Raw genomic sequence first — 19,442 nt, 5'->3', positions numbered from 1 at the left:
GATGCTCTATTTACATGCTATCTGCTTTATCCTTACGATTTTTAATTTCTTATATTTTATATATCGTATCATTGCGGGCGTGACTTTAGCTTTTCCGACAAATGCACTGTACTTTTTTTATTCATCGGTATTCCGGGGCGAGGTCGTTTCCGGCACACGGAAGCTTACCGTCGTCCCTTGCATAGGATTACTTTCAATTCGCAATCCTTCTCCATACATATGGATAAGACGGCGATGGATATTACGCAGTCCCACGCTGGAAGATACATGATCCTCCGACAGCAGCTGTTCCAGTCGCTCGGACGGAATCCCTACGCCGTCATCGGTCACACTGACCACAAAATCGGTTCCATCCTCCTGCACAACCACTCGCACGGTTCCACCTGTTGCCCGTTGCATCACACCATGCCGTATCGCATTTTCCACGATGGGCTGAATGCTTAATGGCGGGATGAGCGACCGGATGTTCCTTCCTACCTCTACGGTCACCTGCAAACGTTCTTCAAATCGTGCTTTTTCCAGTGCCACATACGATTCTACCAATTCCAACTCCTTGGATAATGGCACCGTATTCTCCCTGTTCTGAAAATCAAAACTGCCCCGCAAATACTGACTCAGCTCCATGAGCAGCTCCGCTGCTTTGTCCGGGTCTACGGCTACGGTCGAAACAATGACATTCAAGGCATTGTACAGAAAATGCGGCTTGATTTGTGCCTGTAAAAAGGCCATTTCCGAACGCACCGCTTCCTCCGCCGAATGACGCATGTTCAACAGCGTGCGCACACGCGCCTTTAATTCCTCAGCATCAACAGGCTTACGTAGAAAATCATTAGCTCCCGCCATAAAACCTGCGCGGATATCCCCGGGCAGGTCGCGTGCCGTCAGCAGCAACACCGGTAGCTCGGACAGGGAATACCGTTCCCGTATCCGTCGGCACAGCTCAATACCGGACATTTCCGGCATCATCCAATCCGTAATGACTAGGTCAAATCGGGAACGGCCATTCAGCATGTGAAGTGCCTCCTCGGCATGATCCACCGCCACCACGCTACAACCTGTGGTATATAATAGCTCCTCCAGCACCCGAAGATTAACCGCATCATCATCTACAGCCAGCACTTTGTAAGGAACAGGCTGAACTTGACCCAGTGCATCCTCTTCATGCGGAATCACATTCCGACCCGACGTCACACCAGGCTGCAATATCACCGCAGACGAAACATCTTTTTGAGCTTCATGTGCCAACGTTCCGGTCTGCGCTAAGGGCAGTGTAAAATAAAAGGTCGAACCCTTGCCCAATCTAGATTCTACCCGGATATGACCACCATGCAGCTCCACCAGACGACGGACTATACCTAATCCAAGCCCTGTTCCACTGTATCCTTCATCCTCAGCATTCGCCCCTCGGTTAAAAGGTTCAAATATATGCGAAAGATGCTCCTGGGCAATACCGGACCCGGTATCCTTCACACTGATTTCCATTTCACGGTTCCCCGCTTTGGCAGAGATAACGATTTCGCCTTCCTCCGTAAATTTCACCGCATTCCCCAACAAATTGTACAAAATCTGAATCAGCCGATCCTCATCCGCATCTACCTTGGGCAACGAATTGGGCCATTCTTTGACAAATTGAATCTTTTTCTTACCCACTGTATGACCCAATACCTCCAACACGGACTTCACAGCTGCCTGTACATTGACAGGCCGACGATTTAAGGCTAATCTGCCATTTTTCAAATTAGAAAAATCCAGAATATCGTTAATTAAATACGAAAGTCTGCGTCCTATATTCGCAATCAAGACCAAGTTGTGCTTTTGCGGCTCATTGAATTGTGTCCCGTAGCGGTCTAGCATGGATTGAGCGATATTAATTACTCCATGCAGAGGAGTGCGCAGTTCATGTGACGTATTGGCCAGAAATTCATCTTTTAACCCATCCAGTGTTAGCAACCGTCGTGACAGGTTCTCAACCTCCATAAACGAATGTACAAAACGTTTGGCCAGCAGGAGCGTTTGAGCCAATACGAATATAAGCATTTCATAGGCTGTCACCCCACGCACATCTCCCCAGCCCAGAATATACACAAAATTAGTCACTACAATCATAAGAATGCTCATAATACTAATGACTAGCAGTGCAGCGTCATCCGTCCGTTGAAGAAGCCCACGAATCAAGATCAGTAATACATATCCCACACTGACTACACCAAAAAGAAGAATAAACGCTTCAAAGGATGAGAGTACCAATGTAGGCAAAAATAGTCCCATACCCAGCATCAGTGCGGTTGTAATATTATAGAGGCGCAGCACGATCCGATTCATAACAATCTGCGTCGAAAGATGAACATAGCGGATCAGAAAATAGTAGAACAGGGTTGACGAGAACGACTGTATTTTCAGTATCCATTCATAAGGTAAGTCCGGTATTCCCCAAGCCAGCAGCTTTTCTCCATGTGTCAGAATATAAAATAAAGCCGCGATACAAAAGCATCCTAAGTAAAGCAATGCCTTCTCCTTTTTACGTAAAAGGTATAGCATGATAAAAAATACGGTAGGAATAAAAAATCCTGCTATCAGTATGGTGTCCTCTGCCATTGCAACTTCCCGGCTATGCGTAATACTCTCGTAATCCCCAAATAACAGTGGATAAATGATTCCACCGGAGGAGTAGCTATAATTAGCCACATGCACGGTAATATCAGCCGGATGTCCATCTATCGCTGCAAATCCAACATAGGGAACATTGCCCTGCTTGCCCTTGTCGGCAGAAACAGAGGGAATACCACTTGCTCCCACGTTTTCTCCGTCAATCCATACTTGACTGGCGCTGCGAATATTTTGCATATAGATGCCGTACAGATTTTCCGCTTTTTCAGGCAACAGCACACGGATATGATAGGTTCCATATCCGGTCGCCTGTCCCTTAGGCATCCACTGATTCCATTTACCAGGCACATCCACAATCTTGGCAGAAGAACTCGTTTCCAGCCTCAACCCCGAAGAACTCTGATGATTTTCCCACTCCTTATCTTGTTGCATTTCATGAAAGGATGAAGGTTGCACAAGCTGATTGGGGTAAAATTCCCACTCCCCTCCCAGCTGTACAGGGCCTTCCTTTTTAGGGTCCCAATTACGCAAATCAATAACACCGTTGTGAGCTTTCCAATGACTGTTTCCGGATAAAACACCCGACACTAACGGATACACCGGCAACGCAACCGCAAGCAGAAGTATAATAAAAAATAAAACCCCCTGTTTTTTCATAAATCCCCCGCTCTTTTCAATATCGTCTATCTTTTAGTATCGGTTATTCTAACCAGCTGTATTAGAAGCGTTGCCCATGCAAAAAGGGACGCCCGCCGCAGACAAAAATCTGTGCGGAATCGTCCCCTTTTATACACCCTTGTACTTCCTGCATTTCCCTTATTAAGGAATCATGCCTTCATCATTGCCACCGCCAGGAATCGAGCCTAAATCGTCTCCGCTGCTACCGCTTGGTGGCGTTACTCCTCCACTGCTGTCGCCGCTTCCTGTTCCGCTGTTGTCGCTCGGTGGTGTTGCTCCTCCAATGCTGTCGCCGCTTCCTGTTCCGCTGTTGTCGCTTGGTGGTGTTGCTCCACCGCTGCTGTCGCCGCTTCCTGTTCCGCTGCTATCGCTTGGTGGTGTTGCTCCACCGCTGCTGTCACTGCTTCCTGTTCCGCTGCTTTGTTGCTGGCTGGCTATAAAATCTTTATACTCCTGAATCGCATCTTCCAGATTCATATAATTTTTCTTGATTTCCGGCATAGGATAATACTGGTCCAGACGATTGTATGCATCCACTACTCTGTGAAAGTAGACCGTCGTAGGATCTGTACCATTTACTGTAAGCAGATTGTTCGCAATGTTCTTGAGCTCATTGATATCAAGATCAGTTACGATCCATTTGGATTGGTAGTTCGAAAGTGCTGTAATCAAATCTGTGTTAGCCTGATCTACCTGAAGCTGTGTAATATCCGGAGTATTAAGCACAAGGCTTGCCTGATTAATTTGCCCTTGAAGTTCTTCGTTATCTTGTTGGGTATAATGACGGCCGAACGTCTGAACTTCATTATTAGCTATACTTATGTTGAAATTTAAGAACATGGTATCCACTGCTATTGGTGCAGCATACTGGCTCTGTACCTGTTGCAACTCCTCGTATACAGGAACCACGTCTTGCAATTCAAAGCTAGGCAAACCTAAGAAGATGGAGGCATGCTCTGAAGCAGAAGACAAGGCTTGCTGGGCTTCAGCGCTTAATGCGCCTGAATTTTGCACCAAAATTCCATTGATCGATGCCTGCATTTCAATGATTTCGTGTCTCAATTGTAGTCTTTTCTCGTTATATTTTTCAATATAGTTCCCTTTAGCCTGACTTAATTGATTATAAGAGATCACCAATTGCTCCTCAGGAGTAAACGGCATCATGAGTGCAAAGTTGGCTTGTTCTGCTAGTTGCTCTAAAGGGAGCATTTCCGTATTCAAATAATTACGAGCGATAGGGTCAGACAGCAGTTTTAGATGAACGTCATGAACCAGCTGTTGCAGTTTTTCCCGAGTTGTAGCAGGCACTGGTGCAGTGAATTCCGCAAGCCTTTGACTCAGCTCCATGTTCAAGTTCAATACATCCAGTTGCGTCATAGCGGTGTGCATCTTCTCTGTATATTCCTGAATGAGGTTGCCCAGTTCGGCATTTTGAGAGCCACTCTGATCGTAGATAACCTGCGCTTCTTGTAAAGTATTTTTAAGCACTGAGAAGTCCGCTGCTTGCAGTGCCAAGAATGATTCTGTGGTAACTTCTATTTTTTGTGTCCATTCGTCCAACTGCTCCGTTGTAGATAATGGATTCAGATATACGTTTGATCCTTCCCTCACTACGGACTTGTAACGCGCTTTGTCTGTGTTCAAATTCTCCACATGATCCGTTACATCGAGAAAATGCCGATAGGCATCTCTAAGTCTTACCGATGCTTCGTATACTTTAATTACTCGACGCAGGCTTACTACTTCCCGATCCACTATATTTTGGGGCGCATTCCCTTCTAACACATTATTGCCAAATTGAATTGCTTGACTTAATGAATCATCCCAAAGAGGTGGGAATTCGTCGCTAACCATTCGATTTTGCTCAAGGGTAGTCGAAGCTACCTGAATCAGTCTAACTAATTCCTGTGTTCCAATCACCGGTTCTGTGGCTGAATCTGTGTACACAGAAACTTCCTGTTTCAATGTGCTGAGCGCTTGATCTACCTCTGCCTGTGTAGCTGTAGTATTGTCCAGTATCAGCGTAGCCTGATGGATTGCTGCCGACAGGCTTTCCTTTGCCGTAGCCGGGTAGAGTGCCTGATCCGGTCCACCCTCACCTGCACGATCCAGCAGATCTTTGGCTGCATGGACTTCTGCCTCCAGCTGACTGCGGTCTACGTTGACAATGTCACTGTTGTGTTTTTTCTTATCTTTGCTCTCTGTTTCCGTGACAACCGATCCAGTAGAGGACGAGTTCGTCGTGCCATTCACGAGACTAACAGCTTCTTTCATCGCATCATAGTTAATGATAACATCCTGCGGCTGTTTTTGTTCCGGCAGGTTAAGCTGGTTGATTGTAGCTCCCTTAGCCAGCGTAATAAAAGGAACGCCCACATATTGTGATACATCCAGCAAACCAATACTGCCGCTAACCAACAGCTTGCCCAGTCCCTGTTGCAACGAAACGCGGCTAATCGCGGCATTCCCCTCGGTCACGATCGATGCATCATTTTTCAGCGTCAGGTTGTCGATCTTCGTCCTCCCGGTTGCAGTCAGCTTGGCATCCTTGGAGCCAAGCTCCACACCAGACCATGCCGTATTTTCCAAAATGGCCGATACAGGCTGAGTCCCTGAGCATTTGATTTCCAATACGCCTGTGGAAGACATGTTCTTCAAGGTTACCGAGCCATTGACGATCAGGCGTCCTTCAAAAGATACACCCTTACCGTCAAAAACGCCGCCGTCTGCGTTAATTTCCAGCTTATTCACACCTGTCAGTGTACGCAAATTACGGTTAAGGTCGAATTTTGCCCCTTTTAATACAGCTTTGTTATTTTCACCAAACAAACCTTGCAAAGATCCTTCCAACTGATACGGGATATTTCCGATGCGAACGGTATTCCCCTCTGATTTCACTTCTCCTACCGGATGATCCAGCAGGCTGACGAATACTTCCGCACCACTCTCCCGGTTCAATGGATTTTTCAAATCCGTTGTAGAAGCATCCTCTGATAACAGACCATAAGAGCGGGCAACTTGAACTGCATTTTGCTGTGCATTCGCTGTGCCGGCATCCTGTAAGTCCATTGCACGTACGAGCGATACGATCAGTTCTTCCTTGGTAATGGCATCCCCCGGACGGAACAGTTCCCCGTTACCTGTCATATACCCGGCTGCACGTACAGCCTCAATATAGGGAGCGCCCCATGCATCGGACGATACATCCATAAAAGAAGTCTGCGACTGGTTGTTAACTTCCAACTGGAACAGACTGCACAAAATTTTAGCCGCTTCTGCACGGGTCAAATTTTTTTGTGCCATAAAATCGCCCTGATTACCGCCTGTCATCAAACCCAAGGTGCGAGCTTGTGTTACAAATCCAGTTTCGCTTTGCGTATCTGCTGTCGCTGCATAAGCAGTCTGGACGCCGCCCACCCAAGGCAGAGATACGATTGAACCTGAAGCAATACCCAATACCATCGCAGATGCAATCCATTTATTTCGATTTACAAGTTTCAACATTTCCACTCCTAGACACTATTTATTTGCATATATCCTGTTATATCAAAGGCTTTAGTCATGTTTAGTTCTACGATTTATGCAACCAAGGAACTATGCTAAGAGAAGTATACGAAACCCCACTGAACCGATTCTGAACAATTAGTCCTATATGAAGGCATCACGCAACAAAATCGCTTGACTTGGAGTGAACTCCAAATGTAATAATATCCGGTGTAAGTAGCTGGAGTAGACTACATTTGAAGAAAACAATATCTAGGAAAGCGAGGTATAATCAAATGGACTATGTGAAACTTGGAAATACCGGCTTGGATGTATCCCGGCTTTGTCTTGGGTGTATGGGCTTTGGGGTTGCAGAACGGTGGATTCACCCATGGATACTAGATGAAGAGCGCAGTCGTCCCATTATAAAAAATGCCCTGGAGCTAGGTATTAATTTTTTTGATACCGCGAATGTATATTCAGATGGAACTAGCGAAGAAATTGTTGGACGGGCTTTAAAGGATTATGCGAATCGAGATGAAATTGTCCTCGCGACAAAGGTTCATTTCCGTATGCATCAAGGCCCGAATGGTGCGGGGCTTTCCCGAAAGGCTATCATGAGTGAAATAGATAAGAGCCTTAAGCGACTGGGGACAGATTATGTTGATCTGTACCAAATCCATCGCTGGGATTACAATACCCCTATTGAAGAGACGATGGAAGCATTACATGATGTTGTGAAGGCCGGGAAGGCAAGATATATTGGCGCTTCTGCCATGTACGCATGGCAGTTTCTAAAGGCGTTACATGTCGCTGAAAAGAATGGATGGACCCGATTTGTATCAATGCAGAATCATTTAAATCTCTTATATCGTGAAGAGGAGAGAGAGATGCTGCCGCTTTGTAAGGAAGAAAAAATCGGTGTGATTCCATACAGCCCGCTTGCAGGTGGAAGATTGACGCGTGATGCGCAGGAAACAACACATCGTTCCGAAACCGATCAAGTTGCGAAATCTAAATACGATGCGACTGCAGATACCGATCGATTGATCGTGGAGCAGGTTGCGGCCATCGCAGAAAAACGTGGAGTTCCTCGCGTTCAAATCGCACTTGCCTGGTTGCTACAGAAAGAACCGGTAACAGCTCCGATTATCGGTGCTACGAAAACGTCTCATCTTGAAGATGCAGTAGCTGCTCTTTCGATTACGTTAACACCTGAAGAAATCGCATTGCTGGAAGAGCCGTATGTTCCTCATCCGGTTGTTGGCGCTCAGTAAATATGGATGAAATGATAGTTTCGAAATAAGAAACGCCAAGAACGCCCTATCCATTTACATAGGGCGTTTCTTGATCAGAAATCAGGAGGTGAAGTCTGCATGTTGATCGCAGAAGTAAGCAAAAAATTTGAACTATCTCAGGATACACTCCGCTATTATGAACGCATCGGACTTATTCCGCGTGTGAACCGTAATAAAAGTGGCATCAGAGATTACACGGAAGAAGATTGCAGATGGGTTGAATATATTAAATGTATGCGAGGCGTAGGACTTCCCATTGAAATTTTGATTGAGTATGTTAGGTTATTCCAGCAAGGTGATGAAACGATGAATGCTAGAAAAGAACTCCTAATAGAGCAGCGCAAGCAGCTCATTGCAAAAATGAAAGATATGGAAAATGTGTTGGAACGCATGGATTATAAAATTACAAGCTATGAACAGACAATAGGTGAAAAAGAAAAACATCTAATTTAACCCCTGCGTGCTTTACGGGACAATAGGTTCCCCAAGGACTGAACACCTTGTACAAATAAGACTAGAATGATGACGGTAATCAGCATAACCAGCGTATCAAAACGTTGATAGCCATATGCGATCGCCAGATCGCCAATTCCGCCTCCGCCGACCGCACCAGCCATAGCAGTAGCACCAATCAGACCAATGGCTGCTGTCGTTAACGACAAAATCAGAGAACTGAATGCCTCAGGAAGCAAAAAGTATCGAATGACCTGGAACGGGGTCGCCCCCATCGCATCTGCTGCCTCCAATATCCCCGGATTCACCTCCAACAGCGAGTTTTCGACCAGCCTTCCGATATATGGCGCAATATATATAATCAAGGGGACAATTGCCGCGCTGGTCCCAATGGATGTATTCACAATCAGACGGGTTAACGGAATGATCGCAATCAGCAAGATAATAAACGGTAAGGAACGAACAATGTTAATGATTGGATTCAAAATATTGTGCAGCCATTTGTTCTCCAGAATTCCGCCTGGACGGGTGATGACGAGTAAAATACCGATAGGGATACCGATCAGGGCGCCAATGAATAATGATATGCTGACCATGAGCACGGATTCATACAAAGCTTCCCACAGTTGATCCCAGGTGATCGTAGTTCCTGTAATCATCATAGACTCTCTACCTCCTGAATATGAACTCCTTTGCTCTTGAGAAAATCAACAGCCTGCTGAACGGCATACTGTCCACCGCGCAGTTGAATCGTCATATAGCCAATCGTCGTTTCTTGAATCTCCGTCATGTTGGCAAACAAAATGTTCACGTGGATATCATGCTGCCGAATCAATTCATGAACCACCGGATCAGAAGCAACCTGCCCTATAAATTCCAGCTTGTATATTCGCTGTGATTCTTGCTGTTCGAACGTTTGCAGCACACTCTCGGGTACCGTATCGTGAATGACCGTGCGTACAAAGCTCTGCGTCGTCGGGTGCTGCGGCTGCCCAAATACCTCCAGGACATTGCCCTGCTCGATGATTTCCCCCTTTTCCATTACGGCTACCTTGTTGCAAATCCGCTGAATCACCGACATCTCATGGGTGATGATCAAAATAGTGATCTTGTATTCTTTATTGATTTTGCGAAGCAAGTCGAGAATTGACTGTGTGGTCTGCGGATCAAGTGCCGAGGTTGCCTCATCACAGAGCAAAATGGACGGGTTGCTCGCAAGCGCCCGTGCAATCCCCACACGCTGCTTTTGTCCGCCGGAAAGCTCGCTGGGGTAGCTATTCGCCTTGTCCGACAATCCTATGAACGCCAAAAGCTCTTTTACACGCCTCTCTATTTCCCGTTTGTTGCGCTTAAGTAGCACCAACGGAATTGCAATGTTGTCGAACACTGTTTTCGATTCCAGCAGATTAAAATGCTGGAAAATCATTCCGATCTTCTTTCTTACCTTTCGCAGCCCAGAGGTCGAGTAGGTATTTAACTGTTCCCCCTCAACAAGAACCTCTCCGCTGGTTACTTTCTCCAGACGATTGACCAAACGGATCAGCGTACTTTTCCCTGCGCCACTGAATCCGATAAATCCGAAAATATCTCCTTTATCCACTTTGATATTTATATTTTTTAACGCTTCAATACTTAGACCTTTTCTCACATAGGTTTTGGATACATTCCTAAGTTCAATCATGAGTCCTAACTCCTTCCGTTCTCACAAGTATGTAAGATGTTCTGAGCTGATTGCTTTTCTTTGGCATGAACGATCGAATTAAATCCGAGTATTCTAGTAAGTTTTATAAAGTATACTACTTCGATTTAATATTCATGTCAATATGTGTTTTGAGTCTGGTTAGTTCATGTCCTTGCATAAATCAGCATGATATTGCAGATGGTATGAAATATGCCGAAGCATACACACCTTACCCGAACGGGACGGAAGCGGAGGAACATAGATGAAGCGAATATTTACCTTGTGGCTATGCGTTGCAGTTATAGGGATGTTGACAGTTACGGCAGAACCCGCATGGGCTACTCAGACTGTTGACGGACAGCCTTATCATTTTGGGTTTAAAAAAAGTAAGGGGGGGGAGCTACCTTCCATCGCACAAGAAGGCTTTATGCAACTAATCGAAAGGCAAGGTGGCATCTTTCTGGGGGATACGACTAAAAAAGAATTATTTCTCACTTTCGACAACGGCTATGAGAATGGGTACACTCCGAAAGTGCTGGATGTATTGAAGGCCAAAAAGGTTCCAGCCGCCTTCTTTGTGACGGGGCATTTTGTAAAAGACCAGCCTGTTTTGATGCGACGCATGGCAAGTGAGGGTCATATTATCGGAAACCATTCATGGAGCCATCCTGATATGAGCACCATTTCTTCGGCAGAGATCCGGTCTGAGCTGGATCGGGTACGAAATGCATCGGCAGAGCTAACCGGGCAAAAAGAAATGAAATACGTCCGGCCGCCTCGCGGCATTTTTAGTGAAAAAGCATTGGCTTCCTGTCGAGAAGCCGGATATACGAGCGTATTCTGGTCTGTGGCTTACAAGGACTGGGACACAAATATTCAGCAAGGAACGGACTATGCCTATCGTCAAGTCATTCGTCAGCTCCACCCTGGTGCGGTCATTCTGCTCCACTCCGTATCCAAGGACAATGCCGAGGCGCTTGGTTCCATCATCGACGAGGCTCGCAAGCAAGGGTATGAGTTTAAAAGTCTAGACGACCTTAAGGTGAAACATTATCACTAAATAGTAATTGAATTTAATGAGTCGATACGTTATCAGCCCGATCCACACCTGCCCATGGCAGCCAGTGTGAATCGGGCTTTTTAGTTTACGACCAAGAAAGGGAAGGTCACTCTATGACCTTCCCTTCCTTTTACCATTCTAAAGGTAGCAACGCCTATTTCATGGTTAGCTTATACACTCGGGCTTCATAAGGGCGCAGCTTCAAGGCATGCAGTTGTTCCCCTTGAACCGGCTTGTAGTTGGACAGCAGCAGCTCCACCTTAGCGACAGGAAAGTCCTCCTCGGGCCAGTGGTACACCGGATCACGGTCAAAGAAATTCAAAATGACCAGCAAACGCTCTTCTCCTAGTATACGAGTGAATACATACAGTTCCGTATCCAGCGGCAACAGTAGCTTGTATTCGCCATAGACTATAACCTCATGTTGTTTGCGCAGAGCAATCAACTTGCGATAATAGTGGAAAATCGAGTCTGGATTACTTCTTTCTGCCTCTGCATTAATGTGCGTGTAGTTATCATTAATCTTCATCCACGGCTCTCCATCGGTAAATCCGGCTGAGGGCCCAGCATTCCATTGCATGGGAGTACGCGCATTATCCCGACTTTTCCGCCAGATCTCTGCCATAATCTGTTCCTCAGACTCACCGAGCTTCCGTTGTTGCTCATAATAATTCAACGTTTCCACATCCCGATAATCATCAATGGACGGGAATGCAATATTCGTCATCCCAATTTCCTCACCCTGATAAATATAAGGCGTACCCTCTAGCATATGCGTGAAGGTTGCCAGCATTTTGGCCGACTCCACACGATATTGTCCATCATTCGCAAATCGCGAGAGGGCCCGCGGCTGATCATGATTGTTCAGATAATTGGCATTCCATCCTTCCTCATGAAGCACTGTCTGCCAGCTGCTCATTATTTTTTTCAGCTCCACCAGTGTCCACGGCTTGGATTTCCATTTTTCCGTCCCCAGCCCTTGGGCATCAATAAACATGTGTTCAAACTGGAAAACCATATTCAGCTCATGCCGCTGGTCCCCCACATAGTCAAGCGCCTGTTCCGGTCCTAAACCAGACGTTTCGCCAACTGTCATTAAGGGATAACGCTCCAGTAATTTTTCATTCAGCATCCGTAGAAGTACATGTACCTGTTCTAGATTGGAAAAGAGCTGATAGGCACGAACCAGGGTTCGTTTGTCAGGATTATCGGCATCCGGCAGCCCTTCGGCTTTGACAATATGGGCAATGGCATCAAAACGGAAGCCATCAACTCCCTTTTTCAGCCACCATTCCACCATACGGTAGAGTTCGCTCACCATCTCTTCATTTTCCCAGTTCAGATCTGGCTGATGCTCGGAATATAGATGCATGTAATATTCGTCTGTAAGCTTGTCATATTTCCACACTGAACCGGAAAAATACGATTCCCAGTTGTTCGGATATCCGCCATTTTTGCCTGTTCGCCATATGTAGTAGTCCCGCTTCGGATTATCCTTGGACGAGCGTGACTCCGTAAACCACGGATGCTCATCCGATGTATGGTTTAATACCAAATCCATCATGATTTTGATGCCTCGTTCATGCGCCTGGTGAAGCAGTTCGTCAAAATCCTCCATCGTTCCAAACTCATCCATAATGGCATAATAATCGCTAATATCATATCCGTTATCGTGATTAGGCGATTTATATACCGGACAAATCCAGATTACATCAATACCCAGCTCACACAAATAATCCAGCCTGGACAAAATACCTCGTAAGTCCCCTTTACCGTCTCCGTCAGAATCCTGAAAACTGATCGGGTAAATCTGATATACAACGGCTTCCTTCCACCATATTTTTCTAGGCATGTTTCCCTCCTGTAGCTTCTCTGTACATCCAATAGCTTATGCTCTTAACATACACGCAATACCTGTCTGCGAATCGTTAGTGAAGGGGAACAAGAGTCTTGTAAGCTTGCTTCCATGCATCAACAGAGCCGCTATAACCTACGGAGGTTTATTTTAAAAAAATATTTTGCAAAACAGGTTGTAAAAGTGTCTCTGGCGTTACCTATATTTATGAACGGCCCATATACATGTACTCAAAGCGGTGCCACTTTTGAATAAAAGGAGGAATTGACATGAACCATCGACCCAAGGAGCCAAAGGATCTAATTGTGGAAACTGCTGTGATCCCGCCCAACATCCATGTGGACGTGGAGTCAGCCACTGGGGGGGGAACACGCCGCCTGATGCTTAGCGATAATCCAGAGACGCTTACCCATGTGACGGTACCTACCGAGCAAGCCACCCTCTGGCATGACGTGGTTCGCACGACAACCCGAACAGTCAAACATCGCATTTTCGGCTGGCATTATAACAAAATCGGCAGCGTTGTTAAACTGGGCATCACCGTAGAGAACAGAAGCGCTGCTAAACTAGAAGTACGTCATATTGAACGTGCCCTTAAGATTGTGCCTGAGGATGGCAACTGGATTATAGATGTCGGGCAGTCTATTGCCAAAAGCTGTTTGGCGGGTACGATGGAACGTCTGAAGCCAGCAGACCGTCATAAATTCAGCAAAGGCACCGCCCTGCTGGAGGAATTTGAGCTGCCCGAAGGATCGCTGGCCGGATTCATCTATGACCTCACAGTAGAATTTGCTGAAGGCCACGGTACGCTGGATTATGTGATTCGCACCGTGATCAGCAAGGATACGGCGACCGATCTGCGCCAGATTCATACGGATGCGCTTCCTCCCGTACCTCCACCACAGGCGCATCCACGAGGGGTGTGGTCCTTTTCCGAAACGAATGCGCGGATGCCAGAGTACGTGGTGGGGCAGAGCGCCAACTATCGGGCGTGTGCCACCAAAAAGCTGAACGGCGAGACTCCTGCCGATCTGCTGTTTACCGGGGCACGCAGCGAGCTGGGGCCTGCGCTAGATAATCGCGGACAATTCGGAACCATATACAACGCGACCATTCCCATCGTTAATGACAGTGACGAGGTACGTATCGTACGAATCTACGCCAATCCACGTGGGGGTGCGTTCGCCGGATCTGTACGTGTGGATGATCGTGTATATGGTATTCCTCTGCTACGAGATAATACCAAGGTATGCCGATTGGCTGATATCAGCGTCCCTCCCGGCAAGTCCAGCTATTCTCTCAGCTTCATGGTTGCAGGGAGCGCAACCACACCGCTAGGTCTGTACGTCATTACACTATAGCTATGCTCACGATGACTGGATAAGCGAACGTGGAGCTAAAATTTTCACAGGATATGGTCTGCTCTATAGTAAATGAGCTGTCCCAAAGCTGGTTTTAAACTTTATTGGACAGTCACGCTTCGTCATTAGTACAAAAAAGCGCGAGTGCAAGGGTTATTCCCCCTATAGCTCGCGCTTTTTGGTTCATGCTCACCCATTTGAGCGGATTTGGTCAAACGAAGGCACGTAGTCCTCATCGCCGCCATACCCGGCATCGGCGATGACCATACCCGGTTACCCGGTTTGTGTCAGAATAAATATCGCTCTATTTGAACCGCTGGACCTGCTTCGAAGGCATAATGGTCAACTCTGGAATATTGACATGCTCCGGCTGCTCTAGTGCATAAAGGGCAGCTTCTGCAACATCATCGGGATGCAGCGGCAAAACGCTCGAAGCAAACGCCCGAATTTCCTGCTCGGGATATCCGGCCACCTGCGAAAATTCCGTCGCCACCGCTCCGGGGTGAATCGCAGTTACACGAATTCCTTGCGTACTGGTCTCCAACCGCAATGCAGAGGCTATAGCGCTAACGCCGTACTTGGTAGCGCTGTATAGTCCTCCTCCGGCAACCACTTCCTTCGCTGCAATAGAGGAAACAATGACAACATCCCCCTTGGCCTGTTCCCTCATTGGCTGAAGTCCGTACTTCAGTGTCAGAACAAGACCGTGCACATTCGTCTTGTAAAGCTCCTCCCACCTTTCTAGTTCCACTTCTGCCAGTGGGCTTCGATACCCGAAGCCAGCATTGGCAACGATAATGTCAAGCCGTCCCCAGCGTTCAAGAATGGCGTGGACCGCCTGCTGTACGTCTTCAGCTTTTTGGATATCGGCAGGTATTGCCATGACCTCGTACAATTCCTCTTGGTGCAAGTCGCGAACCAATTCATCCAATCGTTCCTGACGGCGTGCCAATACAGCTACATACGCGCCTCGCTTTGCCAGTTTTTTGGCAATCGATGCCCCAATGCCGCTGCTTGCGCCTGTTACCAAAGCTACTTTCCCGGCCAGGCTTTCCTTTGCTTTCCAGGATAATCTCAACTCATCCAATATCATGTTATACCCTCCCCAAGCTTATTTGTTTAAAAGCACGCGATGAACACCCTGGCTGCCTCCAGGAGCTGTACCTATATATAAATATCCGTCATGGTTCACAGCCGTGGTTACCCCATAAAGCGAGCCTTCAGGATCATGCCAGCTTCCGATGAGTTTACCCTGCGGATTAAGCTCCACAGCAAGCCCATGCTTCACAGGTGCGCTTGCACCGCTGAGCAGCGATTGAGGCAATTTGGCCATCATTCCAGCCAGCCACGGGCTTCCATGCATCTGATCTACAAAGGGAATACGTGTTGTGAAGAGACCGACCCAGAAATGGCCTTGATCATCACGCGTAATGTTATCCGGGAAACCGGCAAGATTATCCACAAAAATATCCGAAGTCCCCTTCTTCGGCCCTTTGAGCCAGTATCGGGTCAATTGGTAGTGATACGATTCTGCCACAAGCACAAAATCTTCGTCCGCAGACAAGGCAACCCCGTTCGCAAAATAAAGGCCTTCCAACAGAACTGTCGTCTGCTTGGTCACCGGATCATATTTCAGCAAACGTCCATGTGGCTTGTTCTCGGCGATTTCTTTGAAGACTACACTGCCATAATTGGAGGTGTCAGAAAAATAAATGGTACCATCTTTGGCAATATCCAGCTCGTTGGCCAAATAGATCGGTGTGCCGTCGACTTGATTGGCCAACACCGTCACTTTTCCAGAAGGATCTACCGACAGCAACCCCTTCTTAACATCCGTAACGATCAAATTTCCACTTGCATCAAACATAAGTCCATTGGGCGTTCCTTGGGTATCTGCATATAGCTGGGCCTTTTGCGGATTGCCCTTAGTATCAAAGGCAACCTTATAAATTTTCCCGTCGGAGTCTCCCGTATATAAATTTCCTACCTTGTCAAAGGTGATAAATTCCGGAAACTTAGGGGCATCTGTAACAAGCTCTGCGGAGCTGAGTTTGTTGTTTTGTTGCCATGGACCCGCTTGTTCAAATGAGGGGGCCGAAGGTGCAAACCATTTTGCAGGCTGGACAGGGGAAGGGATGAGCATAAAAACAACCACTCCCAGAAGGACTACCGCCAGCAGCGATAATCCGGTTCTGCGTACCCATTTACGCGGTTTCTTATTCTTTCTTCCTTGAGAATCTTTGACAGATAAATCAGGTTTACTGGGCATTAGATTGCCTCCTATGTGATGTGAATAATATTTATATTTGAACGACGATTTTACCGAAATACTGTTTTCCTTCAGCCAAAAGTGCGAAGGCTTCGCCGATTCGGCTGAGCGGGAATACCCGGTCAATGACAGGATGTAAACGATGGCGGGAAATGGCACGATTCATATTTTCGAAATGTTCCCGGTTACCGACTTGGCTGCCGCGAATCGTCGCAGCCTTCTGCAAAATGCTGGTGACATCGAACTCAGGAATAGTCAAGCCCGATAAGAAGCCGACCATGTTCACAGTCCCTCCGGTACGAAGTGCATTGATGGATTGCGCCATTGTTGCCGCTCCCCCTACATCCAGGACATGGTCGACTCCGCCGTCTGTCAGCTCCAGAGCCACCTTATCCCACTCGGGAACTTCCGAATAGTTGATTGTCTGCCATGCTCCGAGATCCTTTGCCCGTTCCAGCTTGTCATTGCTGCTCGATGTGATAATTACCCTTGCTCCCGCCATCAGAGAGAATTGAAGCCCAAAGATGGAAACACCGCCTGTTCCTTGCAAGAGCACCGTATCCCCCGCTCGCAGCCCACCGGATTCCATCAGCATGCTCCATGCAGTTAATGCCGCAATCGGCAAGGTGGAAGCCTCCTCCCAAGAAAGGTGATCCGGAATGGCCACGACCCCTTCTTCATGCAGAACGATATATTCAGACGCCACTCCACTGAGCGGGCCTCCCAGACTGTCCTTTAAGACCTCCGCTCTCGTGCTCCCGCCAATGAATTTCTGTTGTAAATTTGTTGCTACCCTTTGTCCAATCTGAAATTTTGTCACCCCTTCGCCCACAGCTACAATTTCACCCGCTCCATCGGATAACGGAATGAAGGGAAATTGAATACCGATCGGCATTACTCCGTTAATGATTACCAAATCCCGGTAATTCAGAGACGCTGCCCTTATGCGGATCAGAACTTCCAACCGTCCTGGCACCGGTATGTCAAGTTCCGTCAAGGTTAACTCTTCAAAGCCAAAACCATTTTTCAGTTGCACTGCTTTCATTTTGGTTGTCCTCCCTGTAATGTTAAACTTTTTACCTAGTATGGATACAGTGTATTACGAAAGAAACACTGTTTCCTATGTAATACACTGTATCCAATTGTCTTCAAAACGTCAATCTTTACTTTAAAAATAAAAATGGTCGTAAACTGTTCCAGGCTTTTAACGTTCCTTACCAAGTAAATTCGAGACTGGGTGGCTTCGCTTGTCCAGAACTTGCTCAGGTGGGCAAGCATGACCAAAAAACGCGAGTTGCAAAGGTGAGATAACCTCTGCAACTCGCGTTTTTTTTACATTAATGGTGATATAAGCACTGTCCAATAGAATTAGAATTTGCTTATGCCACAGTCTTATTTAAGCTCCAACTTTTATAAACTACGTCTACTTAAATTTGTTCCTGACTATATTACGCTACTAAGTATAAAATTAGAGGGCGGACCGGGCTCCGGCTTGCCAAACAAATAACCCTGAGCCAGTGATACACCTGCTTCACGGCAAAATTCAAAATCCTTCATCTGCTCTACGCCTTCAGCCAACACTTGGCCTCCAAAACGAAAAGCCGATTCTACAATCCCTGTAATTTGCCGCTTCTGATCACTGTTACTATGACAGCCGTCAATTATACTGCGGTCAATTTTAACATAATCCGGCTGAAGGCAATTCATAAGCTCTGTCGTAGAATAACCTGCCCCCACATCGTCCAGGGCTACCGAAACTCCTCGATTGCGATATTGATCAAAGATATGATGCAAAAAATTAAGGTCGTCTATTTCTTCCGTTTCTACGACCTCAAATACAAAATCCTTCGTATTCATGGATAACTGATCAATCGTCTCAAAGGTGTGATTCAAGCAATAAGCCGGATTATAAATGGTCGAAGGGAGAAAGTTAATAAAACGTTTAATTCCCGCCGGAAGGCATGTTGCACTTTTTTCAATAGCGGAAATACGAGCCGAGCGATCCAGATGAGCATGCAAACCAGCTTCACGGGCGATTTCAAACAGTCGGAACGGCTGAAATGGTCTCTCCGCATGTGACGGACGCAGTAAAAACTCAAACCCGATAATATCCAGCTTATGGTCAACAATAGGTTGCATATGGCTGGAAAAACTTTGATCCTTAATGATATTCACGATATCCGGATGTTGCAGTCTGGCTTGCAATTGACTAAATAAAAGCCATTCCTCATATCCTTCGACATGATGCAGGCCGGTCACCACAACTTGCATTTGGTTCAAGTATTCCTGCGGCAGACGAGCCAGTCCGTTAACCAGCTGTTCCAGCTCTGAACGGCTGTCATAGCGAAACTCTATGCCACCCTCACGCTCATGTTCCTGCTTCATTTGTTCCGATAGCTTACCCAAACCATCTAATGCTGGAGTAAGCGACACCCTGGAATGCCTAATTCTGAGCAATCCTTGATCCTTAATAGGTAATATGATGCTGCAATTGCTGCATGTCATAATGGTCCTCCTCGGAACAATTTTCCGGTTTTTTCACCATTATATCACAAATAACTAGAACAAAAGTACTATATAACTACGTGTTTTTACAAAAAAATAGCTTATTCTTAACGACAACTTAGGACTTAAGTATATATTCGACAAAAACAGAAAACTTTTTGCACTCATGATAAATTCGGGGGCTGTTGTTTT

General features: G+C 46.6%; 13 protein-coding genes. 4 read left to right on the top strand and 9 right to left on the bottom strand.

Annotated features, from left to right (window positions below):
* Positions 1-117: 117 nt before the first annotated feature.
* Positions 118-3,264 (bottom strand): ATP-binding protein, encoded by a 3,147-nt coding sequence (locus NLX73_RS17985; RefSeq protein WP_254326882.1) that lies wholly within the window; start codon positions 3,262-3,264, stop codon positions 118-120.
* Between the two features lie 162 nt (positions 3,265-3,426).
* On the bottom strand, positions 3,427-6,789 hold the full coding sequence (locus tag NLX73_RS17980) for an S-layer homology domain-containing protein (protein WP_254326881.1): 3,363 nt from the start codon (positions 6,787-6,789) through the stop codon (positions 3,427-3,429).
* Positions 6,790-7,064: 275 nt separating this feature from the next.
* Here NLX73_RS17980 and NLX73_RS17975 point away from each other — a divergent pair, with 275 nt between their 5' ends.
* Together NLX73_RS17975 and NLX73_RS17970 are read left to right on the top strand one after the other, a co-directional pair.
* Positions 7,065-8,045 carry an aldo/keto reductase gene (locus tag NLX73_RS17975; RefSeq protein WP_025722907.1) on the top strand — a complete coding sequence of 327 codons (981 nt, stop codon included), beginning with the start codon at positions 7,065-7,067 and terminating at the stop codon, positions 8,043-8,045.
* 99 nt (positions 8,046-8,144) lie between these two features.
* Entirely contained in the window at positions 8,145-8,519 is a 375-nt protein-coding gene (locus NLX73_RS17970) for a MerR family transcriptional regulator (RefSeq protein ID WP_025722906.1), read from the top strand.
* On the opposite strand, the gene NLX73_RS17965 is transcribed toward NLX73_RS17970, so the two are convergent.
* Both NLX73_RS17965 and NLX73_RS17960 read right to left on the bottom strand, forming a co-directional pair.
* A complete protein-coding gene (locus NLX73_RS17965) occupies positions 8,516-9,181 on the bottom strand; it encodes a methionine ABC transporter permease (protein WP_061831143.1) in 666 nt (221 codons plus the stop codon). The two genes, NLX73_RS17970 and NLX73_RS17965, sit on opposite strands and share 4 nt — an antisense overlap.
* Positions 9,178-10,200 (bottom strand): methionine ABC transporter ATP-binding protein, encoded by a 1,023-nt coding sequence (locus NLX73_RS17960; RefSeq protein ID WP_254326880.1) that lies wholly within the window; start codon positions 10,198-10,200, stop codon positions 9,178-9,180. The genes NLX73_RS17965 and NLX73_RS17960 overlap by 4 nt, the downstream gene beginning before the upstream one ends.
* Positions 10,201-10,462: 262 nt before the next feature.
* On the opposite strand from NLX73_RS17960, the gene pdaA reads away from it, so the two are divergent.
* Positions 10,463-11,260 (top strand): delta-lactam-biosynthetic de-N-acetylase, encoded by a 798-nt coding sequence (pdaA, locus tag NLX73_RS17955; protein ID WP_254326879.1) that lies wholly within the window; start codon positions 10,463-10,465, stop codon positions 11,258-11,260.
* 154 nt (positions 11,261-11,414) lie between these two features.
* On the opposite strand, the gene NLX73_RS17950 is transcribed toward pdaA, so the two are convergent.
* Positions 11,415-13,112, bottom strand: a complete 1,698-nt coding sequence (locus NLX73_RS17950) for a glycoside hydrolase family 13 protein (protein ID WP_254326878.1) — start codon at positions 13,110-13,112, stop codon at positions 11,415-11,417.
* A gap of 272 nt (positions 13,113-13,384) precedes the next feature.
* Between NLX73_RS17950 and NLX73_RS17945 the strand changes: the two genes are divergently transcribed.
* On the top strand, positions 13,385-14,476 hold the full coding sequence (locus tag NLX73_RS17945; RefSeq protein WP_254326877.1) for a hypothetical protein: 1,092 nt from the start codon (positions 13,385-13,387) through the stop codon (positions 14,474-14,476).
* A gap of 304 nt (positions 14,477-14,780) precedes the next feature.
* On the opposite strand, the gene NLX73_RS17940 is transcribed toward NLX73_RS17945, so the two are convergent.
* The 4 genes from NLX73_RS17940 to NLX73_RS17925 all read right to left on the bottom strand — a co-directional run bounded on the left by NLX73_RS17940 (position 14,781) and on the right by NLX73_RS17925 (position 19,250).
* Positions 14,781-15,569, bottom strand: a complete 789-nt coding sequence (locus NLX73_RS17940) for an SDR family oxidoreductase (protein ID WP_254326876.1) — start codon at positions 15,567-15,569, stop codon at positions 14,781-14,783.
* A gap of 18 nt (positions 15,570-15,587) precedes the next feature.
* Positions 15,588-16,745, bottom strand: a complete 1,158-nt coding sequence (locus tag NLX73_RS17935; protein WP_254326875.1) for an SMP-30/gluconolactonase/LRE family protein — start codon at positions 16,743-16,745, stop codon at positions 15,588-15,590.
* Positions 16,746-16,776: 31 nt separating this feature from the next.
* Entirely contained in the window at positions 16,777-17,790 is a 1,014-nt protein-coding gene (locus NLX73_RS17930) for a zinc-dependent alcohol dehydrogenase family protein (protein ID WP_254326874.1), read from the bottom strand.
* Positions 17,791-18,188: 398 nt separating this feature from the next.
* Positions 18,189-19,250, bottom strand: a complete 1,062-nt coding sequence (locus NLX73_RS17925; protein WP_254326873.1) for an EAL domain-containing protein — start codon at positions 19,248-19,250, stop codon at positions 18,189-18,191.
* Between the last annotated feature and the right edge of the window lie 192 nt (positions 19,251-19,442).

This window comes from Paenibacillus sp. CH40, assembly GCF_024213605.1.
GTDB classification, from domain to species: domain Bacteria; phylum Bacillota; class Bacilli; order Paenibacillales; family Paenibacillaceae; genus Paenibacillus; species Paenibacillus polymyxa_B.
This window is presented reverse-complemented; position numbering and strand designations above follow the sequence as displayed.